This window comes from Arenibacter echinorum, from assembly GCF_003259375.1.
In the GTDB taxonomy this organism is placed as follows: domain Bacteria; phylum Bacteroidota; class Bacteroidia; order Flavobacteriales; family Flavobacteriaceae; genus Arenibacter; species Arenibacter echinorum.
The window spans coordinates 609,800-634,901 of sequence record NZ_QLLN01000004.1; the positions used below are offsets into that span (position 1 = coordinate 609,800).

Sequence of the window (25,102 nt, forward strand, 5' to 3'; positions counted from 1 at the left end):
CTTTATAAGTTTAATGAATTAGTAGTGTTGAGCCTTTCCAATTTTTTATCCAAATCCAATATAAATGAAGCCTCATCCTTAATGCCATTGGGCTCTTGTTCCCATGCCCCAAGAAAATAGTATGTTATTTTATCTGTGGTTGGCTTAAATATAACGAGATGATCATTGACTCCTTCCTTCTGTTCGGCTACCTCATCGATCTCATAAAAAAGAGCCATCCCCAGTTTATCGGTTTCATTTACCAATGTCTGAGTACCATATGTTGCTATATAAGCCCACTTTGCTCCTTCTTTTTTTCTCAAAGGAATATCTTTGAATTTTACAACCCCAGCACATAAGCCTGAAATGGCTTTGGACGGCGTCAATGTTGCAAGTGTATATCTATCCTGCTTGAAGATAGTTAAAACTACATCCAAATCAATGCGCTGATCAACAGTTTCCCAACCGTCATATTCTATTTTTACGGAAGAGCTATTTTCTGAGTTTTCAATTTTAACAGAGGTGTTGGCCACCTTCCTAAAATGGGCCACAGTATCGTTAACAAGTCTGCCATAACCACCTATTCCCATAGATTTTCCGGCCTTTAAAATATCCTGTCCCCAGTCTGCTGGTTCATGGTAGGAATCAAATCCATCTTGCCCTACATAGGGCAAGATCAAAGAATCTACTTTCTTGCCATAGATGTCGATGGCGTTTCTCCAATCCAAATATATCCTGTAACCAATTTGATTATTTTCCCATCCCGGTCCCTCGTAGCGAATAAAAAAAGAATGGTCTGTATGATTTTTTGGAACTTGTAGTTCTTGTACATTTTTAAAGGTATCTCCGCCCTCATACTTTCTTCCGTTCCATTCCCCGCCCTCCTTTATGGATATTTCCGCGTAAGTTTTTTGTGGCGTAGTGACTTCAATCGCACTACTTTTCTCGCCATCTGTAGTAGCGTCTATTTTTGATGCTTTCTCTTTGCAGGCCAAAACACCTAAAAAAGCAAGACATATTATGGCGATTTTTTTCATAATTTCTCCTTAGTGGTTAGTTATAGATTAATATTCTACTCCGTTTATGGTGGTATTCTTAAATATTATAGGTTGCGAATTTTCAACAGACAATGGAGTTTTTGCTCCTTTAATATGAACGTTGGTAAAGCTTACGTTTTCAACTGGGCTTTCCGCCCTCCCTTTTATTAATATTCCATATTCCCCACCGTTTTCCACCTCAACATCCTCTAAATGGATATTTTTGATCGTAGGAATAAAATTTCCTTCCTGATTGGCATAAATTGCATAGTAGGTATTAATTTTTAACACCGCCTCTTTCACTTGTCCTACCTTAATATTCTTCACAAATACATTCTCAACAAAGCCTCCCCTTAGGGTATTGGTCTTTATGCGAATTGCTCTTTCCAAGTTAGGGCTATCCATATTACAGTTCCTAACATATACATTCCTAACCCCAGCTGAAATTTCACTGCCTATAACTACACCTCCATGACCGTCTTTCATTTCACAGTTCTCTACAACAATATTCTCACTTGGAATATTTACCCTTCTTCCTTCATCGTTTCTGCCCGATTTTATTGCAATACAATCATCACCCGTGTCAAAAACACAATTGGTAATGTGCACATTTTTAGAGTACTCGGGATCGCATCCATCATTGTTGGGACCGTGACTCTGTACCGTTACCCCATCAATGGTAATACTGTTGCATTTTATAGGATGTATAACCCAAAATGGAGCATTGGTGAAAGTGACGCCCTTGATCAGGATATTTTCACATTCGAAAGGTTCAAAAAAGCTAGGCCGTAATTGATAACCTTCCCCGAACAAGCGCTCTGAAACCGGCGTTGCTTCCTCATTCATTTTACGTAACCTTGGTAGGTTATGGTCGTCTTTTTGTTGCGGTTCCCCATCAACATAACCATATCTTTCCGCTCCACACCAAGGCCACCAATTAGTTTCACTTGCTTGTCCATCAAAAATTCCCTTCCCCGTAACAGCTATATTCTTTTGTTTATAGGCGTATATGAGCGGAGAGTAATTCATAAGCTCAACGCCTTCATAAGAGGTATGGACAACGGGTAGATAAGCTTTGGAATCCTTAGTGAACAGAACCACCGCACCTTCCTCCAAATGAAGGTTCACATTACTTCTTAAGTGAATTGGACCGGTTAAAAAATTTCCTGCTGGAACAATTACTTTGCCACCACCCTCGTTGTGACAACTTTCAATGGCCAATTTAATGGCTTGGGTATTATCGGAGACACCATCTGCCACTGCACCAAAGTCCATAATATTATAATTTTTATCGGGAAATTGAGGCACTATTATATCCTTGATGATCTTATCGGCAGTTGCGAACACGTCCACAACCTCCTTTTGATCTTTCGGTGTTTCCTTGCAGGCGTTGAGTGCAAGACCTGCTATTAGAAAAAACAGAAATGTATATATGCGAAAGCGAAGTCTGGTTTTCATGACGTTATGTTCAATGTAATCGATTACGCTAATGTAATAAAGTTGAGGCTGTCAACATAATTATATACGTTAAATTTAACTTGCCCAACTTCTTAGGCATTAAACAAAATAGAAATCTGCTATAGTAAATACATCCTATGTCCAGGACAATATACCCTATGGTTTTTTGATTGTAAATCCGAGGCTTTTCAACATCAATAAAAAGGAATAACCTATTTTTAAATCCTCTCCGCATTATGTGGAATGAATTGAATAAAATGACATTAACCGAAGTTTGCCAATAAAAACAGATTCCGGGAAAAATATGCAACTTATAATTACTTCAAGTACTTTTCCACAAACTCCTCCTTAAAGGCACGCCCGATAGGCACATAGGTTTCTTTGTCAAAGATGATACGCTTGCCAGACACCTTCACAATTTGCCGTGTGTTCACAATGAAGGATTTATGTACCTGCGCAAACTGGTCTAATGGTAGGGTCTGCAACCAATACCTTAAGGAATGGGAGGTAAGATGTTTTTTCTTGGCAGTGTAAATTTCGGTATAGTCCGCCTCGGATTGGATATAAAAAATATCTGCAACGGCAATTTTAAGATGCTCGTAACCCGACTTTATAAATATTACTTCAGACACTGTCTTCTTTTCCACATCATTTTCCCCAGACGATCTTTGTAGATTGGGCATCGGGATTTTGGAAACGGCCATTACAAATCGTTCAAAGGAAAATGGTTTTAAAAGGTAATCCATCACATGATACTCATAACTCTCAAGTGCGTATTCAGAAAAGGCTGTTGTCAATATTACATGAGGTTTCTTGTTCAATGCCCTTAAAAAGTCCATCCCTGAAATCTTAGGCAAATGGATATCCAAAAAAATCAGGTCTACCTCTTCGGTTTTTAAATAATCCATAGCCTTGAGGGCATCCGCAAAAGTAGCCTTGAGCTCCAAACTCTTCATTTCACCAATATACTTTTGAAGTACCCGCTGTGCCGGCGGTTGGTCCTCTATAATAATGCAGCGAATCATGAACTACCTTTTTTAAGATCAATGTCTAAAATAACGGAATAGGTGGTCTCAGATTCATCAATGGACAAACTATAAGCTCCTGGATAAATTAAACCTAAACGCTTTTTTACGTTTTGTAGACCAATTCCATGGGCAAGGTCATCCGTATTGGTTTCACGCCTAAAAGAATTGGTGCATTCAAATTTTAATAGGCCTTCTTCGGTTACCTTTATGTCGACACTAATAAATATATCTTCGGATTGGCTTGCAGTACTATGTTTGAAGGCATTTTCCACGAATACGGTCAATATTAGGGGTGCAATTCGGTATCCGGAACCTGTAATATCCGTTTTAAAATCTACTGTTCCCCTATTTTCAATTTGCAATTCACTTAATTGTGTATAGTTCTTCAAATGTTCTATTTCCTTGGATAGGGGCACATACTTTTCCTTACAGTCATACAACATATACCTCAATACCGAGGATAGTTCCAAAATAATGGTAGGGGTCTTAGGGGAATTATCAATGGCGTATGAATATAGATTGTTCAAATTATTGAACAAAAAATGGGGGTTGATCTGGGATTTTAAAAATTGCAGTTCATTTTCCTGCGCCGACATTTTCAACTTTTCCACTTCACTTTGGGAACTTATTGCATCCCAAGCAAATTTAAATCCCGACAATATTCCAATTACTGGCAAAACATCGAAGACAGCATAATATATCCCAGGAACGATTCTTGCCCTTTTAGTGCCTGGATAAAAAACCAGTTCCAAAAGTTCCTCGGCCCAAATAACACCAAACAACACCAACACTACCATGCCTAAAAACTTCCAATATTTCTTTCGATATAACAATCTTGGCATCAGAAAGTACGTAATAAAAGCGGCAAAAATGGTATAGACCAAAAAGAAAACCAGTTGGGCGAAGGTAATACCCGGATTGTACTTATCAAAGGAATAGAAAAGCAGCACCAGGATATGGAGCACGATTTGAAAGAACAGTTCCTTCCTGGAAATCAAGGCTATTTTCATTTTTCAAAACTAAGCTATTGCCGTGGTTTCATAAAATAGAGGCATCCCAACGGCATAATTAAGCCCCTAAACAGCGCAGGCTTTACTTAAAAACCACTGTCTGTCGTTCAATGGAATACTTTTGTCGTTCACAGAAAATACCCCACCCATCTGAATAAAAAAATGAATCTTTGTAATTCTTACAATTCCAATTTAAACTAATTAAAGAAGCCATGAAAAAAATATTGGTACAAATGTTAATCGCCAGCTCATTAATGCTCTATGGCCCTGATGCCTTTGCGCAGGTAACCATAAAGGGAACTGTGGTGGAGGAATCCAGCGGACAGCCCATTGCCTATGCAACGGTAATGGTCGGCGATAACGAAACCAAGAAACCCATAGATGGTACTACCACTATGGATGATGGCAGTTTTAGCTTGGAGACCGATGCTTCCGACTATTATATAGAAGTAAGTTTTCTAGGTTTCAGTACCAAAACATTTGGACCGCCACCAACACAAGGTAAAACTATAGATTTAGGAAAGGTTGCCCTTTCAGAGGATGCAGAACAATTACAAGAAGTAGTGGTACAGGGCGAAGTTTCACGTACCGAATTTAAATTGGATAAACGTGTATTCAACGTAGGCAAAGATCTTAGTACTACTGGGGCAAGTGCCTTGGAAGTTTTAAATAACGTTCCTTCCGTTAACGTTAACATAGAAGGACGCATTAGTCTTAGAGGGAGTCAGGGAGTGCAGATTCTCATCAATGGCAAACCCTCCATCATCGCCAGTGAGGAAGGAAATGCCTTGGGAACCATAACGGCAGATATGATAGAAAAGATCGAGGTAATGACCAATCCTTCAGCCAAATATGATGCCGAAGGTACTTCGGGCATTATCAATATTGTCTTAAAAAAGGAAGAACGAAAAGGCCTCAATGGTTCCATCTCGGTGAATACCGGGGCCCCCGATAGCCACAGTGTTGGGGTTAGTCTAAATAGAAGAACCGAAAATTTCAACCTGTTCACCCAACTAGGGGTAGGACTTAGAGATATGCCAAATGACCTTGAGACGAGAAACGTAGATTTGGTAAATAACACCACCATTCTTAGTAATGGTACCGAGTACCGCAATGAAACCTACTATAATTTTATCTTGGGAACTGACTATCATATTAATGATAATAACGTATTGACCCTATCCGGAAACTTTGCCATGGAAATAGAGGACCAACCTTCCAACACCAGTTTTGTGGCCTTAGACTCCAACAATGCCATTAGCTCGGAATGGGACCGCACCGAAGTTACAGAAGCAAAAAATCCAAAATTTCAGTACGAATTACAATACAAAAAGGATTTTGAAAACCATGAGGACCATACCCTGCTTTTTAGTGGGTTGGGGAATTTCTTTGGGAAGGACCAATCCTCCGAATTCTTTAACAGCACAATTTCCGGAGAGGACAATGATGCCCGACAGCAAACCAGAACCGATTTTAAAGAAGCTATATTCACCTTTAAACTGGATTATACCAATCCTATTACTGAAGAATTGACCTTGGAAACAGGGGCACAATATGTCATGAACGACGTAAGTAATGATTATGAAGTAAATAATTTCACGAACGGCGCCTTTGTAAACGACCCAGGTTTGACCAATGTCTTTGAGTTCGACCAAAAGGTACTAGGTCTTTATGGAACCGGTTCTTATGAAGGTAAAAAATGGGGCATAAAGGGAGGCCTGCGCTTGGAACAGACCGATCAGAACACCTTGCTGGTTACTACAAGTTCGGCCAACGATCAAAAGTATGGCAACTTTTTTCCAAGTCTTCACAGCTCCTATAAATTTAGTGACAAGGTTTCCCTGCAAGCTGGATACTCCAAACGTATTTACCGACCAAGGATGTGGGATTTGAATCCCTTTTTCAATATCCGAAACAATTATAGCGTACGCCAAGGTAATCCCGAATTACAGCCCGAATTTACCGATTCTTATGAGATAACCAGTATATACATTTTAGGTCCTGCCAGCATAAATTTTGGGGTGTATCATCGCTATACCACAGAGGTTATAGAGCGCATTACCACCTTCGAAGACAACATTAGCACCACCAAGCCAGAGAATATTGGAACCAATAAAGCTACTGGAATAGAATTCAATGCAAAATATAGCCCTGCCAAATGGCTTACATTGAACGGGGATTTTAATTATAATCAATTTAAAAGGGATGGTATCTTCGAAACAACCGTTTTCGATTTTAACAATGACCAATGGACTTCCAAATTAATGACAAAAGTTAAACTTCCATCCGATTTCGATTTGGAAATGACAGGTAACTATCAATCTAGTTACCAAACAGTACAAAGTGACGTTAGTGATATGCTCTTTATGGATATGGGGCTGCGAAAAAATATAATGAAAGGCAAGGCAGTCCTCAATTTAAGTGTCAGGGACCTGTTCGCCTCTAGGGTAGACGAGAGCCAAATTGCCCAGGCCAATTATGAGGTATACAATCGTCGTCAACGGGGCACATTTGTTGCCCTTGGCTTTAGCTATGGCTTCGGTAAGGGAGAGGCCATGCAGTATTCCGGGCAGCGTAGGAGATAATATACCCCCCCGTATGGGCCAATAAAAAAGTCCAAAGTAGTTGATAGGTTGGATTTTTTTGTTTAGATCATCTAAAACTTTTTTTGGTATAATACCCCAGTTCTTAATGGGAGCCGACTATTTTTAAGTGGAAACCCACTACCCTATTAATTCATTTCAAAACGAACCAGATACACAACTCCCTTTTTACCTTTCATTGAAATACCCCAGCCTGGAATTTCATTGGCAGTGTTACCATCCTCCAAATGTGGACGATATAGGCCTGGAGCCATTGGTATATTCGTTAAATTTTCTTCTGTTGGAGAAAAATTTATTCCATCCTTGGCCCAATGAATAGATTTGCTTAGCGATGCCAGGGAGGCAACTCCTCCGTTTTCGTTCCAAATCAATACTTCATGTCCCTTATCTATCAAGGGTTCTGGATGCTTTTCATATGGTCCCTCAGCTTGATCAGCTATAGCAACTCCCATTTTTGTGAGCCTAGGCCCTTCCTTTCCATGGATAATCGATCTCCCCTTATAGTAAAGCCATATTTTTTCATCTTTTAGCAACAAACTGGCATCATCGATCCTATAGCTATCAAAATCTTCATCCACCTGACTAATTTTCAAAACCGGATTGTTTTTGACCCTTACAAAAGGACCTGCAGGACTATCCGCTACCGCCAATCCTATCGCGGTAAAATCGGTTTCCGAATTGTTCTCGAACTTATTTTTGGCATTGCCTGGAGTGGGCTTCACCCCTGTATAGTACAAATAGTATTTCCCTTTATGTGCTAAGATATTTGGGGTAAATACAGAGTGGCTGTCAAACTCACCTTCCTCGCCTAGACCAATGGCCATGCCCTGTTCTTGCCAGGTGTAGCCTTCATCTTTCGAGGTAGCATACCAAATGGTAGCCCAATAGCCCGGAGTTATGGGCCTGTCCATTCTAGAATACCAAACATAATAGGTATCCCCTACTTTTATAATATCGCTGTTGTCGCGCCTGTTGTACAGACTATCAATTCCAATACCCGATATGTCCTGATATGTAAAAGTGCTGGCCGGTCCACTTGATTGGCTCGTAAAATCTGCTATTTCCTTGGGTTTTTCTTCATTTTTGGATTTACAGCTAGCCAAAAAAAGTATTGCCAATACTATACATGCGTTTAATACACTCAGTGGTTTTTTAATTGATATTTGCATAAGTATTCTCGTTTTTAATTTTGTTTAAAATGCCAGAACGGACGCCGGTGGAAGCGGCACATTATTGTTTTTTCGCCAAGTTATGAGTTCATGCATTAATTGAGAAACTATTTCCGGATTTTCATCAACTAAATTATGCGCTTCCTTTAAATCCTTTTCTAGGTTGTACAATTCAACTTTTCCATCATTTAAAAACTGGATCAGCTTCCATTCGTCCTTTCTGATAATGGAACAGGGAGGGTTTTTATAGGTGCTGGCCACATGCCAGAACAGTGCCCGTTCTTTAAATGCCGTGTTTTTTAATAAAGGAACCAAACTTTCCCCATCCAGTTCTCCCTTATAATCCTTCACTTGGGCCAAGTCCAAAAATGTTGGGAAATAGTCCATTCCGCAAATGGGCGTTTCCGAATTTCCGGGAGCAACCTGCCCCTTCCAATTTACAAAAGCGGGTACTCGTATGCCCCCTTCGTAAATGGTCCCTTTTGCTCCACGTAGTATATTCGTGCCGCTTTGCAAACCATTAAAGCCGTTGTCGGAAGTGAAAATAACGATCGTATTTTCCCTCAAACCTTCCTGATCCAGATAGTCAAAAATGCGTTTTACATTTTCATCAATGGAGGCTATCATGGTGGCGTAACCGGTAATTTCTTCCCGGTCATTTTCTCCTTGACCTGTTATGGAATCAGCAACTTTCCTCATAAATTTCTCAAATGACTCCCTGTTTCTTGGAACTGTAGGACGATGCGGTGCATAATAATGAAGGTTTACAAAAAACGGCTCTTTTTTATTGCGCTTTATAAAATGGATGGCATCATCGGTTAACCTATCCGTTAACCATTCATCATCTTCCTTATCTTCTATAAAAGGATTTTTGAAAGGCGCTTTATAGCCACCGCTTCCGGACTTATAGCCATCCCGATAACCGCGGGCAGGATCGCCCCACCAAGTACCTCCTACGTTTTCATGAAAGCCTTTTCCAATAGGATAGTATTTTTGGATATCGGCCGTTAGATGGTCTGGCAACCAATCCAAATTTCCGTTTGGGGGTTGCTTTAAGGGGTTGTCCAAAGGAAAGTTTATTTCTTTTTCCGGGTTTGGCCCAACCACATGCCATTTCCCTAAATGAATGGATCGATAACCCGCTTTTTTTAAGGGTTCCGCATACATAGTGTGTTCCAAGCCTACCGTCCAACGAGAAAATATATTGTTTTCATTATCCCCTTTTTCCAGTACGGGCACATTATAGATTCCCGTTCTAAAAGACTGTTTCCCTGTTAACAAAGCCGCTCTTGATGGGGAGCAGGTTGGGTACATATAGGCATTGTTAAAAACAAGGCTTTCCCCGGCCAACTTATCCAGGTTGGGTGTTTCAAACCATTTGCTCCCCATAAAGCCAACATCTTGCCAACCTAGGTCATCTGCCATAATAAAGATGATATTAGGCCGGTTTCCCCTGTCAGTTTTGGGGTTGAATGTACATGATACAATTAATAAAATAGAGAACAAAGCACCAGCAAGGCTCCCTATAATAGGCGATTGTTTCTTAATCATACATCAAAATTATTCTTGGGGCATATAAGTTTCAAAAACAGCTTCCATTTTTTTACCACTTCCGATACTGATTGTACACGTTACTGGTTTGATATTTATCCGCTTCCAAGTAATATAGTTGTGCCGAAGGCGCATTTTCTTTTTTTACCCATTCTCCATATCGCTATTGAAAGCCCCTACAAAAGCAATTCATTGCAAATAGGCATTTCCTGATTACATATCAATGAATCGGACATACTTTCTGCTATAATTTTACCAGGCTATTTACTACCTGTAACCAATGCGGCTTACTCAAGGAGTTGGGAATCGGAATCCTCTCCATTATTAGCAGGCCTTATCCACATACAATGTCCCCCACCGGGAGCCAATATAGCCTTTATTACATCATCTTTTTTTACTTTACCACTTCGAACTTGGTAAGCTTCCGGATTAGTTTTGCAATGGGTTTCCGGAGTATCCTCATAATAGGTTACCTCATATTCTGTATCCGTTTCCAGAAAGTTGAGTTCAATATTCAATTCTCCCCCTTGTTGGTTGTACACACTTCCAATAAACCATTCCTTATCGTGTCGCCTTGCTGTGCTAATATATTCTCCTATTTGAGAATGGAGGATCTGGCTTTCGTCCCATTTACCCACTGGCATTTTTTGAATAAATTCGAACAGATCAGCCTTGGCTTCATACGCTTCCGGTGCATCGGGGATGCAGACCAACCCACTAAAAATAACCAATGTACGGGCAGCTTCAGAGGCTACAGTTGAAAAATAAGTATTTGTTTCGCGTGGGCCTTTTTGCCGCAAGCCACTGTTGATCCCCGTTAAATCAAAGTTGCCGTTGTTCATATCCAATGGCCCCGTAATGGCATTTATCAGTGCCATTTTAATGAATGATTCTGGGGTAAAGGCCCGACGTGAATCTTGCTGGGCATGACAATATTCGCGGGTAATGGCATTAGGGTAGGTGCGCCGTATACCTGTAAAAGGTACAGGACTATCATGGAAGTCGATCAGCAATTGACTTGCGGCACTTTTCTGAATGGCCTCTCTGGTAAAATAAACATTGCTGCCCATAAAACCGTATTTAATGCCTTTCATTCCCAAAGACTGGTAATAAGGAAAAAGTTCTTCATCCCCATATTCCCCATGCCTCCTGTCATAATACAACATCAGATCTACTTCCTTTTCCGCGGCATAATCGATCACCTTTTTCAAGTCCAGTTTATCCGAGAGTTCAAAATGCCCTTTGGTAACTTCCTTATACCATGAATCATCAATAAGGAAATATTCAATTCCCTTTTCAGCGGCAAAGTCGATATAACGGAAATAGCTTTCGGTATTGATGCCATACTCAAAACCATCAGGAGCGGTGTAACCGTGAACACGCCAATCCCACAACGTTTTTCCCGGCTTTATCCAATCCGTATTTTCAAGTTTCGACGGAGTTGCCAAATTAATGGGTACTGTGTTAACCACTAGGTCCCCGGCCGATTTCCCAAAAAGAATTACCCGCCAGGGACTGGTCCATTGCTTTTCGTTTAATTGCACATTGTTTACGGACAGTAATTTCCCTTCCGTCCCCGCTATATCCAGCTGCATGGGATCAATGCCATTGGATGCATAGAGGTCAGACTCCAATAGTGCCATATAGGATCGGTCGGGCGATTCAACCACCAGCGGCACGCTTATATTTCTTTTATTGGAATTATTCTCCTGTAAATAATCGGTCAATCCTTTATAATCAACGGGGCCCAAGGGCTCACTTTCACCTGCTGGTGCAAAATAATTACTCCCTTTATGCAAATTGTATGTACATTTAAAATTGGCTTCCTTTGGTTTTTCGCCCTCATCAAGGACAAAACGGAAAGCGACTCCTTCGTTATACGCCCTGGCCAGCAATTTCCCTCCTACTCCATCGATATTAATATCCAATTGAAGTTCTTTAAAATTATTCCTGATGCTACTTTGTTGCCCCCAAACTGGATCCCAGGTGTCGTCGTTTTCACTTTCAGAAGCCTTCAAGATGGCCACTGAGGCGTTTGGCAATATTTCCAGTTCTGAAATGCCGATACTTTCCATGTCTCCCGAGTGTACGCGGTAATTCAACTTATTATCAATAAGTTCTATACCAATGGACAGCTTACCATCTGGAGAAGCTAGGTTGAAATTATCATGAGGTTTTTCGCAGGACACCAATCCTGACAACAGGGCAAAAAAATAGAACATTCTCCACATTATCATTTTAATTTCAATTTTTGCTTATACACTTTTTAGTCCTTGGTCACCGTGCTGCCCCACCAATTGTTATTGGGGTCAAATTCAGTGGATAACATCTCCATCCGTTGTTTTTCCAGAGCTGGCATTTTTTCGTATTCCATTTTATTCAAAAACTCCCTGGCCTTCTCTTCGGAATATTCGGGGTCAGGTTTTGCGTATTTGGCCCCGACCTTTGTTAGATAGTCGAATAATTCCTTGTTAAGTTCTTGCACCTTATCGGGGTGGGCTGATGCAAGATCGGTCGTCTCACCTAGGTCTTGTGATAGGTTATAGAGTTCTTTTCTACCGTCCTCATAGTAATGAATAAGCTTCCACTGACCCCGACGAATAATCGAGGAAGGTTCGCCCCCTTGGTTACCGTAATGGGGAAAATGCCAGATAAGGGCCCGTTCGTCCAGGGTTTCCCCTTTAAACAAAGGGAGCAGACTAATGCCATCGTTATGTTCCTGGGGAAGTTGTTGGCCACCTGCCAACTCCAAGAATGTGGGATAGAAATCTGTTCCCGAAACAGGAAAATCAATTTTTTCACCTCCTTTGGAAAGGCCGGGTATTTTGATAAAATAGGGTTCCCTTATACCGCCCTCGAACTGGTACCCTTTACCAGCGCGTAAGGGTTTGTTGCTAGTCGAAAAATTATCCCCGGCAGCTACCCCGCCATTGTCGGAAGTAAATACAACAATAGTATTTTCCTCAAGCCCCAACTCATCGAGCGCTGAAAGCACTTGGCCAACAGCTTCATCCATCTGCTCTACCAGGCCCGCATAAATTGGATTATCCTGGACCTGGCGAATGGGCAAAAATTTTCCCATGCTAAAGGCAGTTTCCGCTACTCCTTGTTGTTCTGCTTTATCGCGATACTTCCTCCATTTTTTCTCTGTGGTCTGAATGGGCGAATGCACCGCGTAAAAGGAGAGATAGGCCAAAAATGGTTTTCCAGTTTTCTGTGGATTATTTTCTTTAATGAAATTCACTGTTTCCTTGGCAAGGCGATGCGATAGGTTCTCCCCATCCTTTCCGTTTTCCAAATTTGGATTTTCATAGGGTGAAAAATAACCTCCCCTTGGCCCCCCTGATGTCCAGCCGCCAACGTTGATATCAAATCCGTGATCCTCGGGCCAAGAGCCCTTATCCCCCAAATGCCACTTGCCTGCAAAAAACGTTTTATACCCTTGCTGTTTCAGGGCTTCGGGCATGGTGATATACTCTTTGGGCAGATTGTGGGTATATTCGGCAGGAAGCAATTTTGTAAAGCGATTCCTTTTTCGCCACTCCTCACCGGATGGAGACCCAATATGAACCGTGATGTCGTGTCTAGCAGTAAATTTCCCGGACATTATACTTGCCCGTGAGGGACTACAGACCCTACTGGCAGCATATCCATTGGTGAAAATAGTTCCTTGATCAGCAATCCGGTCAATGTTGGGTGTTTCATAGTAGGTACTGCCCATACAACTCAGATCGGTATAGCCCAGATCATCTGCCAGGATGAAAACAATATTGGGCTGGGTGTTACTTTCCTTTTTTTGACAAGAAACAGTGAATATCAAAAAAAGGAATAGGATGGATATGTAGGGCCTTAGCATGGACTTGTGTTTTTTTGATTTGTGGAAAATTTAATTAGCGTGTATTCGATTTAAAATAAGGTCTCGACTGCGCTCGACCCGACAACATTAAACCAAACAAATCATTAAAAATAAAAATTCAACCGAACTTACATTAATTAACAATTTCCTCAATTTGTTTCCAACCTTCCATCCCGTCATTTTTCTGTATTGCCCCGGCAGTACTTCTGCCGTCGAGTATGATTTTTTTAAGGGCCGCCTTCAGCTCCGCTGCCTTTTCTGGATATTCGGAGATCAGATTTTTTGTTTCCCCAATATCCTCCTTTAAATTGTATAGCTGCATGGAAGGCAAATCCAGATTCTCCTGCTCTATATCCTGTGGCCTTGGGTAGCTCCAACCGCCCGAACCCGGACAAACACTTAATTTCCAAGTACCCTGCCTAATCGCAAAAGACCCATTTATGGAATGATGTACGGTATATTCACGTATTTCCTCATCTTTTTCCCCTTGTATAAGAGACAGCATACTATAACTGTCCTCCGCCTCGGTATCTTTAATTTTATACCCTGTTAATTCGGCGCAGGTGGCAAAAAAATCGGTGGTACAGATAATTTTGTCGGAACTTGCATTTTTGGGAGCATTATTGGGCCATTCTACTATAAATGGCACATGGTGCCCACCCTCAAAGATATCTGCCTTTGTTCCCCTAAAAGTGTAGCTAGGATCATGATCTACTTTGGCGAGCTCCTCAAAATCGGCTTTGGGCGAACAACCGTTGTCACTGGTAAAAACCAACAAAGTATTATCTGAAATCCCCTGCTTTTTTAGAACCTCCCTAATTTGACGCACCACATCATCTACCTGCATCACAAAATCGCCATACATATTGGTATTGCTCCTGCCCAAAAATTCTGTAGTGGGTAAAATTGGAGTATGTGGAGCAGGCAAAGGGAAATAAAGAAAGAACGGGGATTTTCCTTTGGCTTTAGTATTGATGTAATCAACAGCCTTATCCGTCAGATCCTGGAGCACGGTAGCATGAACAAAATCGTCAGATGTAGGTCCTTTTCTCCAAATGCCTTTTTCGTCAACAGATACCGTATTCTTTGTCGGCACCATGGTAGGCATATCGTTCTCTACATACACATAGGGTGCCATGTCCAGTGAACCACAAAAACCAAAGGAGTAATCGAACCCATGGGTAGCCGGACCATTTTTTACGGGGGAGGCAAAGTTTACCTTGGGGTTTACATTCATTTTATCATGCTCTAAGTTAGCATCCGTACCCTCTATATCCCAGTCCCATCCCAGGTGCCATTTCCCAATATAGGCGGTGTTATAACCCTGAGTTTTTAGCATTTCGGCAATAGTGGTACGTTCTTGTTTAATCAAGGATTTGGAATAACCACTTAACACAAAACTCTTTAAGGAAGTTCTCCAATTATATCGCCCGGTCAAAATACCATAACGGGTGGGAGAACATACCGCTGATGAGGTATGGGCTTCGGTAAACTTAACTCCATTGGCTGCCATTGCGTCCATATTAGGGGTGGCAATTTTTCCTTCGGGGTTAAAAGCTTTAACATCGCCATATCCAAGGTCATCAGCAAGGATGTAGATAATATTTGGGGATTGGGCTACCCTTTTTTCCGTCGTAGACTTATTCCTTTGCGCAAGGCAAGAGAGCTGGGAGAAAATGAACAGTAGCGTAATAACTTTGGTAAAACTTGTCATTTGACTAACATTTAGATGGTGATTAAATCAATTCGCTGGAGTGCTTTCATTCTTAGATTTCCAGGAAAAATCAATTTTTAAAAATAGCATATGAATACTGATGTTACCACTAGTAAAACAACCATTTACAATACTTTTTTTGCCTTTACTATAGTCAAATAAGTCATGTCAGTAAAATAATGCATTAAATTCGATTGAATCCTCGAAAATGGAGAATATGGGCAATAATTATATAGCCCGCTATTTACTGGTTACCCAACCTGAAGTAATAAAGGTTCAACTGAAAGGTACCGATAGTTTAGAAACCTCGTTTAATATTCGGTTACACTTCATAAAAATTTATGCAAATTAGGTATCAGGAACACCCTAATACATCGGCTTTCATTTTTTCTGTAATTGTATGGTATGCAAACCTGTCTTCGAACCTTCGGTATTCCCATTTAGGCCTTTATCGGTATAGAAGGCATTTAATAAATATATTGCTGTTTCTTTTCCATCAGGAGCATTGCGTGTTCTGAAAGCTCCGCTCGTTCCTGAAAAAAAGTTGAAATCCGAGTCGGAACTATTCTCCAGAATCCATTTGACAACCTGATTAGCCTCCTCTTGGGTTATATTGGGGTGTGGAGGCATAATCTGATCTCCCCAACTACCTTGTGTGCCCTTAAGGATTTTTTTTGCAATAAGTTCAACAGACTCTGTACCATTGGCATATCGCTCAGCAATATCAGCAAAAGAGGGACCGATAAGATTTCCCTTGGCATTATGACATGTGAAACAACCTGAAGTACCCATGAAGGAGAGTATTTCAATTGTGCGATTGAAATCTTCGTTCGAGCCTTTTGCAGCTTTTTGACTTTCGGATAAATATTGTACTGTTAAAATTACTTTATTAGGTGAGATTTCTGAGTATTCAGTGTATCCATCTTCCTTGTCCTTTACTCCAATCTCAAAAGGTATCAATGTACCCCACGAAAATTTTTCATTTTCTATAGGAGTAATAATTCTGACCTCTGGTGGTTCATTTTCTTGACCGGAAATCGTTACACAATAAATAGTACATGCGATAAAAACAAAAAGCCTAAAGTAGTACATAGTTAATGATTAAGCCTGATCGATTTCTTTCGCAACGCGGTTTGCAGATCGTGTTGCTGCTTCAGTACCCCAATTCAGGTTGTCGGCATAGGCTCCTGCAAAGTGAATACGCCCTTCCGGCTGTAAAAGTATAGGCCAGAACTTTTCCAATTCTCCAATTGGAAAAGCCAGCCTCTCGCAGGTAGGAGCATATTTTTGCTTGGTCCAGTCCCTTCCCAAAGCCAATTCAATGGTATCTTTTTTTCCCGGATAAACTTCCCTAAAAGCAGCGAGTGCTCTTTCAGGGCTGACACCGCCAGGACCTGTCCCTAATATAATTACGCGATGGGTATCTACTTCCTCGGCCGACTGCCAAACGCTCCAAAGATCCGGATGTCCCAATTCCATATTGATGGTCTCTAAACCATCTTCCAACCAAAACTTTGAACTGGCTTGAAAAATAAAGCGTTGGTAAGAATCGTAAGTTATATTATCGAGTGCGTACTGTTTTTCTTTCGAAAAGCCAGGTTCGACAGGTAATTTATTAAAAGCCGGTGGCGGTATGCAATTCACATAGAAGTCTGCTTCTATAATTTTGGCCTCTTTGTTTTCATTATAGTGAACAACAACCTTATTTGATAGATTCTGAATAGATGTGATTTGGCGATTTAACCAAACACGAGCACCCAAATGTCTAGCAAAGGCGTTAGGAAGCATTTGGTTACCCCCTTTAAGGTGATAAACATCAATGGGAAACTCAGCCACGCCCCTATTCTTTAAAATAAATGAATGCCATAGCTCATGTAAAGCGGAAGCGTTATCTCCGCCTAAACGTTCTAAGGCTCTTTGCGATGCACCTTCCTTTTTATAGATATTGGACATAGGAATGGTATCCATAGCATCATATCCAACTGCAAATGGTTGGTATTCGTCTTCAAATTTGTCAAGATAGGAATCTATATAAAGTCTTTTTAACTCCCCCCACGGATGCGTAGCAAGAAAGTCGACTTCCTTTTTGTTGTATCCCATTCCTGTCAAAACAGAAGGGTCGTTTAGCTCTTTTTGATTATAAAACTTACCGTTGATGTTTATGAGTAAATTTTTTCTTCTTTCGTACGGAAGTGCGGTTAGCCCGAACTCTTCAATATAGTGCCAGTACAATTCGTAACCTGGTTTGGTGATATGCTCTTGGCCTCCATCGCCATACAAGCCATCGGAAAGCTCATCGTGTACCGTAAACACATGCCCGCCATGCCTTCCTGATGCTTCCAAAACAGTAACGTCATGACCGAGCTTCATAAGTTCATAGGCACAGCACAGCCCACCCATGCCAGCTCCACCAACCACTACTTTTTTCGGATTTATGTTCTTTTTTATTTTTAGTGGCCGTGCTACCTTGGCTTCTGAAGCGTTGGCATTTTCGATACTGAGCAATGAAAGGCCCACTCCTGCCTGAATGGTGTTCTTTATAAAACCCCTTCGTTTGTTTTTTTCCATGGTTAGATTGTTTTCGCTTCTTAAAGCTAGATAAATTAAAATCGATTTCAAAATCGATTGCGAAAGCCCGTAAAATATTGATAATAATACTTTTACACTTCTGTATTCATCAAAATTTCTCCAAAAGTTCGAAGCAATTTCCTTTTTTTCAGCAGATAGATCTAGTTTTCCCTGCGGAGCAATTTTTCCAAATCTTCCTTATAAGTCTCCCCTACAGAAAGTTCCCTGTCTCCCAAAAAGACACTGTTTTTGCGAATTGCAGTAATCGCATCAATAGCTACCGAATAGGATTTATGGATCCTAATGAATTTGTTTGGCGGCAATTCCCTATCCAATTCCTTGAAACTTGTACGCACTACCAAAGGATGTTCGGCATTCTTTAAATGAAACTTGATATAATCTCCATAGCCCTTCATCCAAATAATATCATTGAAGGTTATTTTTAGCTGACTGTAATCGACATTTACAAAAAAGTGATCTTTTACTGTCTTTTTGGGCGTAGTTTTTTTTGCGGATTTCAGGTCATAAAGTTCCTTGGCACGATGGCAGGCTTTTATAAAACGTTCCAAGGCCACAGGTTTTACCAGATAATCCACAACGTCCAGATCATAGCTTTCCACCGCATATTGTTTGTAAGCCGTGATAAATATTACGAGTGGCCTTTTTTCCAGACTGCCTATAAATTGGAGCCCGGTAAGGCCGGGCATTTGAATATCGATAAACACAAGGTCCACAGGGTGTTTTTCCATGGTTTCCATAGCCATAAAAGCATTGTTGCAAGTAGCCACCAAATTCAAGAAAGGCACTTTGCTTATGTTGTCCTTAAGCAACTCCAGCGCCAGTGGCTCGTCATCTATAGCGATACAGTTTATCATGGTTCAAATGTTAATTCCAGGGTAACGGTAAACCAATCATTGGTCTTGTCAAAATTGAGACTATGTTTCTTCCCGTATAAAAGTTGTAACCTTCGTTGCACATTGACAAGGCCGATACCCGACACCTTATCCTTTGCATTATCTTTTTCGATGTATTTATTTTTTACCCTAAAAGTAAGCCTGTTGTTCAAGGTCTGTAAGGAAATATCTATTTCAGGGTCCTTTATTAATCCCGTACCATGTTTAAATGCATTTTCCACAAAGGGAATCAGGAGCATGGGTTCTATTGCGTGCCAATCTTCCTTAAGTTTCAAATCGACATTTAAGGCAAGTCGATCGCCAAAACGGAGTTTTTGTAGGTCTATATAGCTATGTAGGTAATCTACCTCGCTTCTCAACAATACTTTGTCATCATCTGTTTCATATAGCATATATTGCATCAAGGAGGAGAGTTTTAGGATGGTAGGCTCCAGTTCTTCACTTTTAAGTCGCACCAAGGCAACAATATTGTTGAGCACGTTGAACAAAAAATGGGGACTGATCTGGGAACGCAAAAAAGAGAGTTCCGTTTTTAAGTTCTCACTTTCTCGCTCTTGGGCAATACTTTCCATTCTGACCCTGTCCGAAACCGACTTGAAAACAGTGCCGATCAAGGCAAAAAACAAGAAAAAAAGCGCATTAAATGTTATCCCATTGAAAAGAGAATAAGGCTGTTCTATTATTAGAACCCCATATAGCCATCTGTTGAACAACACTACTCCCGCAAAAAAAATGATATTGCCGATAATAAAGAGAAAAATCTTTTTCTGGAAGAGAAATCTGGGAACAAAAATTAGGGTGTTCAAGTAGAACGTCGCCGCCCACAAAATATTCATAATACTGTTCAACTGAAGAATTTTTCTTGTCAATTCAGAACGGGTGCCTCCATCTTCTACCTGTAGTGCTAAAATATAGGGTAAAAGAAAAAGTGCCGTCCAAACTAAAATGTGTACGATGACTTTCTGATATTTTTTTAAGAATTTAAAATCTAGTTTCATTAAATATTTTTGATGATGATTTACAAGATAATCAAAAGGTAGATACACGCATAGCAGAAAGTTGTATTGACTTTTATATGCTTGGGCCAATGAGATAAGTTAAGTAAATAGGAAAACGGTCCCTAGTTTAATCCAGGGACCGCTTTTAAATTACAAACTGGGCTTTTATTTGAACTTATTTTATGGCCTAACCAATGACGATATTCTGATAATAAGTTTCTTTACCGTTTGTTACTATAATGGTATAGTTGCCTTTTATTGCTTTTTCAAAATTTATTACCTTTCCAATAATCAATTCACCTTTTGTGGATTCCTGGAAAACAATATCGCTACTGCTATTCAATATTTCAATATCCACTTTTTGCTGATTGCCATTGAACAGGTTTATAGAAATTTTGTTGCCGGCTATTCTGAAAATTGGTTTGGCGGTGTATTCTTCCTTGTTCTCGATCTTAATTTCATTATTATCAATAACAAAAGTATAGACCAAGGATGAAATGGGATTCTCAATGATAAAATTATAGGTTCCGATTTCAAGGTCTTTTAGGTTGAACCTTTTGGAATAATTGGCATTAAGAATATTCTCGGAATATATAGTCTGAGAATTCTGATCGGTCATTCTGATTTTGGATTCCATTGATAGGGCATCCATTTCAAATATTAGGCTTTTTGAATCGATACCAGATGTCAAACTTATTTTAGGATTGTTGGCCATACTTGTCATAGTTATTAACATTAGGGCCATTACTGCTATACTCTTTAAAAACTTTTTCATGATATTATTGTTTTAAGTCTGCTTTATTACAGACGGTTACTACTTATTTACAGGACAAACTTACGCCGCCAAATCAGGCATTTTTTAAAAATGAGATGAACCCGGAAAAGTTTGCGATGAACCTGGAAAGTTCAGCGATTATCGAAGCAGTACTGTTCTCTTAAAATAATGTGGGTTATGTTCGGGGAGCGTTTTTCATGGAATGATAATGGTGACTATCAGGGAATTTTTGATACAATGGACCAGACTTTGATTTAAATGGTATCATAAATCATCATTTCCCATAAACTAAACCTTTTATGGAACAAAATACCAATCCTTTATAGAATGCCCGCTACTCCACTAATTGGATAAAAAAGTTTATTAAAATAAAAAAACCAGTAAAACTAAAGTCTTAACTGGCTTATCTGATCCCTCTTTTGGGAACACCTCGGCTAGCGCTCGGCACAGCCTTCCCGTCCAAAATTTGCAAAATAAAAAAATCCATCATTTCTGATGGCTTTCAGTCGCAATTGCTCCCCCTCTTGGGCTCGAACCAAGGACCCTCTGATTAACAGCCTCAAAAGTGGTGTTTTCATGTAACGTCATTTACCTTCTTATGGTCTGATTACCAATTGTTTATGAATATTTATTTTGTATTTAGCAATACAATTTTTACATTTAATAGTCTATTTGTTGTCCCTATGTTGTCCCCAATTCTACCATATGCAACTAGAGATGTCAGGGTATATAGTTTAAATGTTGTCCCAAAATATATAAAATATGATTACACTCAAAATAGTTCTCAAAAAAAAGTTGTTGTCGGATGGAACCTATCCCGTTTGTTTACGTGTTACAAAAGAAAGACAATGCAGACATTATAAAACACCGTTCAGTGCAAAGTTGAGTGAATGGGTAGAAGCAACTGGAAATTTCAATAAAAGGAATTTGAACTCTGTGCAATATAACCGCCTACTTGTAAAGTTCAAGGAAAGAGCCTATCAAATTATAACGGATTTAGAAATTGAAAATCCAGACTACACTATCCAGGAATTTGATACTAGATATAGGGTTACATTCAACCCAGTAAAAAATGATGTATTTGCCTTTTTTGATGAGATTATTGGAGAAATGACCTATGCAGGACGTATAGGAAACGCTAAATCCTATAAAGATGCTAAAACTTCAATTCAAATTTTTCATAAAATCAAGAAGTTAAATTTTAGAGAGGTAAATTCTGCTTTTTTAAGTAAGTATGATGCCTTCCTTCGATCTAGAGGCGGCACTGATGGTGGCGTTGGTGTAAAAATGCGTGCCATAAGGGCATTATTTAATAAGGCTATAGCGAGAGGAGTCATCAAGGAGAGTCTTTATCCATTTAAAACCTATAAGATATCGGGCCTAAGAGGTAAAGGTTTTAAACGCGCATTAGACTTTGAAGAGATTATGCGCATTATCAATTTAGATCTGACTAACCACCCGCATTTGATCAATACCAGAAATTACTTTGTTTTTAGCTTCTATACCAGGGGAATGAACTTCGCGGATATGATGTGCTTGGAATGGAGAGATGTTGAGGCTAATGTCATCTATTACACCAGAGCGAAGACCAAAGGAAACTTCTCCATAGCCATTATGCCTCCTGTTCAGAAAATATTGGACTATTACCGAGAACATGGTTATAGTAACAAGTATGTATTTCCCTTGCTGTTTCGCGAAGACTATACCCCTACCCAACTTGCCGATCGGAAACATAAAATGTTGGGGATTTATAATATAGAACTCAAGGAAGTAGCCAAATTATGCAATATCACAAAAAACGTCAGCAGTTATGTGGCCCGGCATAGTTTTGCCAATTGCCTCAAACAAAAAGGTGTAGCTACCGATGTAATTAGTGAATCTTTGGGCCACCAGAATCTGGGCGTTACCCAAGCCTACTTGAAGGAATTAGATACGGAGATTGTGGACAAAGCCCTTGAAGTGCTGTTGCAACCCGAATAAAAATAGTAGATTAAATAAGTGGATATGGCGGACACAGTAACTACATATATAAAATCATTATTACGACAAATTGTATTATATGTTAATTATTTTAAAGTGTTCAGTGACAATGAACATTCAAAATCATTGAACGGTATGTTTTTCCTGAATAAAGGACTATCTTATAATGTGTAAATAGAAGAATTATTTCAGATGGAACAACTTCAGTTTCTAGAGAGCTATAGGTTACTTTTTTATCTTCTTTACAAGACAGAGTTATAAAGAAACACGCTAGCGCTATAAAAATTCTATTTAGTGCATTCATGTTTTCTATTTTTGATATACTTAGGGCGTGAGTTATTAATAATCGTTTTATTAAACTTTATACTATAATGCTTACAAGAGCACCTTTAGCTTCCTTAAATTAAGAAATGTCAATACTTTTGATTTTTCAGAAGAATTAACTAATTCCACCGATGGTGATTTTAACTACAATTGAATTTTGAATTTAGAATAACCGCCACATAATAGTTGGGTGATTCTTAAATGAAAGTATTGATATTTCTAATCTCTTTTGAATATATCAACGTATTTTGTGACTATATTTAAACAGGGCTAAATAACTTTAATCGTTTTTCTATATTTCAATTTTATTTAAATATCTGATTTTCAGTTATTTAAAATTATTTTTATTAACTACGCAAAAAAATACGGGGACGATAAAGGTTAAAAATATAATTTATAAGGGCAGTGTGACAATATGAGTAAATATAAAAGTACAACTCAAGAAAAATACAACTCGTTTTTAAACAAGTTACTCAAAGAAAAATTGTTTGAAACTGCTATAAATTTGAATAGTGGTCTTGTTGAAGAGTTTGGTGTAACTAGCTCTAATGCTCGACAAATTCTTAAGAGAGCAGTTTCTAAAAAAGCTATTAAATCTTCAGCACCTTATACTTTTGGAAAGAAACAATATGTTTACATATTTAATGATTTCGAATTAGACAAGGATAGTGTAAAGAGTATTGTAAAAAAAAACAGACCTCCCATATTCAGGTTGCTGGAGTTAATGGATATTAATGAAGGAATTATATCATATTATGAAGGGCTAAAAGTAACAGCATCCACAGTAGAAAATAGCTCTACCAAGGTCTCTTCTCTTGATGATATCTTGAATATATTATTGAAACTAAATATCGTTTACACAAAAAGGGATTCAAACAATGTAGTATATATTATTTACAAGAATGAAAAGGAATCTGTCCAAAATAGTATTGAAGGTGCTTTAATGTTTAATCACTTTTCGAAAATGGTAATGGATTGTTCCGTATTACCAGACATTTTAAGCTGGCTAGGCAAAACCAATTTAATAAAAAAATCAAACGTAATATATCGAAATAAAAAAACACCATCATTAGGAGCTATTCATAATAATCTAATTTGGGATGCATTTGGCTATACCAGTGCAACTGGAATAAATCATATTCTTAGTTCAAAGGCTGATAGTGCTGATAAGCAAACTTTGGTAGTATTAGATGTTGTTTTATCAAATGATTATACTCAAGTTCACCTAGATGCTTTTTATAATAGAATTCAAATTAATAGAAATTCTGTTGTTGATAGTAAGAGAAAAATTCTTCCCATAATAGTTTACAATTCATCTTCAGAATTAATTATTAATAAAATAAGCAAACTTGGAATCATAGCTTTTGATATTGGTGCCATTTTTGGAACAAGAATATATGATATTCTGAATAAAACAAGAGAATTATCAGTAATTTTCAAAGACACAAGTAGAATCGATAATACAATTGAAAACATTTTAAAATCAATTAGTAATGCAGGTCAAGAAGAAGCTTTGAAGGAGTTAAGGGGCACATTGTTCGAATTTCTTATGTATCCACTTTTGTCTAGCCTATACCCAGTGTCTTCAATACAAAGAGGCAAAACTATTTCGCGTATGAATAGTGAGGGAGATAAAAATAGTTATGAATATGATTACATCATAAATTCCACAAACCCACCCGAGATAGTATTTGTTGAACTCAAAGGATATCATGAAGGAGCCATCATTCCATTGGGAGATTCAGGCACTAAAGCATCCTTAAAATGGTTTTTTCGTAGGACAATGCCATTTGCAGCCAAAGAGTATAAGAATGACATAAACCAGGGTAAATCAGCGAAAGGTGTTTTTATAACTTCAGCTAATTTTTGGAACGATGGGAAAGAATTTTTGAAACAATTAGATAAGAGTAAGCTTAAATCAGTGGCTATGAATACCGGATATGACAGAGCCTCCCTTTTAAGTCTTTTGAAAGAGCGTGGTTTTAGCAATGAAATAAGAATAATTGAGAAGTTTTATGTTAAAAAAGATTAGAGTATTGCCTTATAAATGAAATTAATTGGTTGGATGCTATCCTATTTACGAAAATACAAACGGAATTTTTATTTGGTTTGTATTTGCTAAATTTGGGACTAAAACA

At 38.9% G+C, this 25,102-nt stretch carries 17 protein-coding genes; 3 read left to right on the forward strand and 14 right to left on the reverse strand.

The window, feature by feature from the left end; all coding sequences use genetic code 11:
- Positions 1 to 2 precede the first annotated feature (2 nt).
- The 4 genes from LV92_RS12970 to LV92_RS12985 form a co-directional block, all read right to left on the reverse strand.
- The gene (locus LV92_RS12970) at positions 3 to 1,016 is read right to left on the reverse strand and encodes a DUF4861 family protein (RefSeq protein ID WP_111624052.1); all 1,014 of its coding nucleotides are present in this window, start codon (positions 1,014 to 1,016) and stop codon (positions 3 to 5) included.
- A 27-nt stretch (positions 1,017 to 1,043) separates the two neighbouring features.
- Positions 1,044 to 2,474 carry a glycoside hydrolase family 28 protein gene (locus LV92_RS12975; protein ID WP_111624053.1) on the reverse strand — a complete coding sequence of 477 codons (1,431 nt, stop codon included), beginning with the start codon at positions 2,472 to 2,474 and terminating at the stop codon, positions 1,044 to 1,046.
- 317 nt (positions 2,475 to 2,791) lie between these two features.
- Positions 2,792 to 3,499, reverse strand: coding sequence for a LytR/AlgR family response regulator transcription factor (locus LV92_RS12980; protein ID WP_111624054.1), 708 nt, complete (start codon positions 3,497 to 3,499; stop codon positions 2,792 to 2,794).
- The gene (locus tag LV92_RS12985) at positions 3,496 to 4,512 is read right to left on the reverse strand and encodes a sensor histidine kinase (RefSeq protein ID WP_111624055.1); all 1,017 of its coding nucleotides are present in this window, start codon (positions 4,510 to 4,512) and stop codon (positions 3,496 to 3,498) included. Before LV92_RS12985 ends, LV92_RS12980 begins: the two co-directional genes overlap by 4 nt.
- Positions 4,513 to 4,724: 212 nt before the next feature.
- Here LV92_RS12985 and LV92_RS12990 point away from each other — a divergent pair, with 212 nt between their 5' ends.
- A complete protein-coding gene (locus LV92_RS12990) occupies positions 4,725 to 7,097 on the forward strand; it encodes an outer membrane beta-barrel family protein (protein WP_111624056.1) in 2,373 nt (790 codons plus the stop codon).
- 146 nt (positions 7,098 to 7,243) lie between these two features.
- Here LV92_RS12990 and LV92_RS12995 read toward each other — a convergent pair whose 3' ends face one another.
- From LV92_RS12995 to LV92_RS13040, 10 genes are all read right to left on the reverse strand, one after another.
- On the reverse strand, positions 7,244 to 8,284 hold the full coding sequence (locus LV92_RS12995; protein ID WP_111624057.1) for a family 43 glycosylhydrolase: 1,041 nt from the start codon (positions 8,282 to 8,284) through the stop codon (positions 7,244 to 7,246).
- Positions 8,285 to 8,308: 24 nt separating this feature from the next.
- Positions 8,309 to 9,835: a sulfatase gene (locus LV92_RS13000; protein ID WP_111624058.1), complete on the reverse strand. Its 1,527-nt coding sequence runs from the start codon at positions 9,833 to 9,835 to the stop codon at positions 8,309 to 8,311.
- A 287-nt stretch (positions 9,836 to 10,122) separates the two neighbouring features.
- Entirely contained in the window at positions 10,123 to 12,072 is a 1,950-nt protein-coding gene (locus LV92_RS13005) for a glycoside hydrolase family 97 protein (protein WP_211322974.1), read from the reverse strand.
- Positions 12,073 to 12,101: 29 nt separating this feature from the next.
- Positions 12,102 to 13,691 (reverse strand): sulfatase, encoded by a 1,590-nt coding sequence (locus LV92_RS13010; RefSeq protein ID WP_111624060.1) that lies wholly within the window; start codon positions 13,689 to 13,691, stop codon positions 12,102 to 12,104.
- Between the two features lie 133 nt (positions 13,692 to 13,824).
- Complete coding sequence (locus LV92_RS13015; RefSeq protein ID WP_111624061.1) at positions 13,825 to 15,405, reverse strand: sulfatase family protein; 1,581 nt, start codon at positions 15,403 to 15,405, stop codon at positions 13,825 to 13,827.
- 381 nt (positions 15,406 to 15,786) lie between these two features.
- Positions 15,787 to 16,497: a c-type cytochrome gene (locus LV92_RS13020; protein ID WP_111624062.1), complete on the reverse strand. Its 711-nt coding sequence runs from the start codon at positions 16,495 to 16,497 to the stop codon at positions 15,787 to 15,789.
- Between the two features lie 9 nt (positions 16,498 to 16,506).
- Positions 16,507 to 17,973, reverse strand: a complete 1,467-nt coding sequence (locus LV92_RS13025; protein WP_111624063.1) for a flavin monoamine oxidase family protein — start codon at positions 17,971 to 17,973, stop codon at positions 16,507 to 16,509.
- Positions 17,974 to 18,134: 161 nt separating this feature from the next.
- Positions 18,135 to 18,848 (reverse strand): LytR/AlgR family response regulator transcription factor, encoded by a 714-nt coding sequence (locus LV92_RS13030; RefSeq protein WP_111624064.1) that lies wholly within the window; start codon positions 18,846 to 18,848, stop codon positions 18,135 to 18,137.
- Positions 18,845 to 19,885, reverse strand: a complete 1,041-nt coding sequence (locus LV92_RS13035) for a sensor histidine kinase (RefSeq protein ID WP_111624065.1) — start codon at positions 19,883 to 19,885, stop codon at positions 18,845 to 18,847. Before LV92_RS13035 ends, LV92_RS13030 begins: the two co-directional genes overlap by 4 nt.
- Before the next feature lie 187 nt (positions 19,886 to 20,072).
- Positions 20,073 to 20,660 carry a hypothetical protein gene (locus LV92_RS13040; protein WP_111624066.1) on the reverse strand — a complete coding sequence of 196 codons (588 nt, stop codon included), beginning with the start codon at positions 20,658 to 20,660 and terminating at the stop codon, positions 20,073 to 20,075.
- A gap of 762 nt (positions 20,661 to 21,422) precedes the next feature.
- On the opposite strand from LV92_RS13040, the gene LV92_RS13045 reads away from it, so the two are divergent.
- Both LV92_RS13045 and LV92_RS13050 read left to right on the forward strand, forming a co-directional pair.
- Positions 21,423 to 22,640: a site-specific integrase gene (locus LV92_RS13045; protein WP_111624067.1), complete on the forward strand. Its 1,218-nt coding sequence runs from the start codon at positions 21,423 to 21,425 to the stop codon at positions 22,638 to 22,640.
- A 739-nt stretch (positions 22,641 to 23,379) separates the two neighbouring features.
- The gene (locus tag LV92_RS13050; RefSeq protein ID WP_111624068.1) at positions 23,380 to 24,996 is read left to right on the forward strand and encodes a hypothetical protein; all 1,617 of its coding nucleotides are present in this window, start codon (positions 23,380 to 23,382) and stop codon (positions 24,994 to 24,996) included.
- Positions 24,997 to 25,102 lie beyond the last annotated feature (106 nt).

Coding starts and splice junctions, on each gene's coding strand:
- LV92_RS13025 (WP_111624063.1), bottom strand. CDS start 17,973: ATGGAAAAAAACAAACGAAGGGGTTTTATAAAGAACACCATTCAGGCA.
- LV92_RS12990 (WP_111624056.1), top strand. CDS start 4,725: ATGAAAAAAATATTGGTACAAATGTTAATCGCCAGCTCATTAATGCTC.
- LV92_RS13005 (WP_211322974.1), bottom strand. CDS start 12,072: ATGATAATGTGGAGAATGTTCTATTTTTTTGCCCTGTTGTCAGGATTG.
- LV92_RS13010 (WP_111624060.1), bottom strand. CDS start 13,691: ATGCTAAGGCCCTACATATCCATCCTATTCCTTTTTTTGATATTCACT.
- LV92_RS12995 (WP_111624057.1), bottom strand. CDS start 8,284: ATGCAAATATCAATTAAAAAACCACTGAGTGTATTAAACGCATGTATA.
- LV92_RS13030 (WP_111624064.1), bottom strand. CDS start 18,848: ATGATAAACTGTATCGCTATAGATGACGAGCCACTGGCGCTGGAGTTG.
- LV92_RS12970 (WP_111624052.1), bottom strand. CDS start 1,016: ATGAAAAAAATCGCCATAATATGTCTTGCTTTTTTAGGTGTTTTGGCC.
- LV92_RS12975 (WP_111624053.1), bottom strand. CDS start 2,474: ATGAAAACCAGACTTCGCTTTCGCATATATACATTTCTGTTTTTTCTA.
- LV92_RS13045 (WP_111624067.1), top strand. CDS start 21,423: ATGATTACACTCAAAATAGTTCTCAAAAAAAAGTTGTTGTCGGATGGA.
- LV92_RS13015 (WP_111624061.1), bottom strand. CDS start 15,405: ATGACAAGTTTTACCAAAGTTATTACGCTACTGTTCATTTTCTCCCAG.
- LV92_RS13050 (WP_111624068.1), top strand. CDS start 23,380: ATGAGTAAATATAAAAGTACAACTCAAGAAAAATACAACTCGTTTTTA.
- LV92_RS13020 (WP_111624062.1), bottom strand. CDS start 16,497: ATGTACTACTTTAGGCTTTTTGTTTTTATCGCATGTACTATTTATTGT.
- LV92_RS12985 (WP_111624055.1), bottom strand. CDS start 4,512: ATGAAAATAGCCTTGATTTCCAGGAAGGAACTGTTCTTTCAAATCGTG.
- LV92_RS13000 (WP_111624058.1), bottom strand. CDS start 9,835: ATGATTAAGAAACAATCGCCTATTATAGGGAGCCTTGCTGGTGCTTTG.
- LV92_RS12980 (WP_111624054.1), bottom strand. CDS start 3,499: ATGATTCGCTGCATTATTATAGAGGACCAACCGCCGGCACAGCGGGTA.
- LV92_RS13035 (WP_111624065.1), bottom strand. CDS start 19,885: ATGAAACTAGATTTTAAATTCTTAAAAAAATATCAGAAAGTCATCGTA.
- LV92_RS13040 (WP_111624066.1), bottom strand. CDS start 20,660: ATGAAAAAGTTTTTAAAGAGTATAGCAGTAATGGCCCTAATGTTAATA.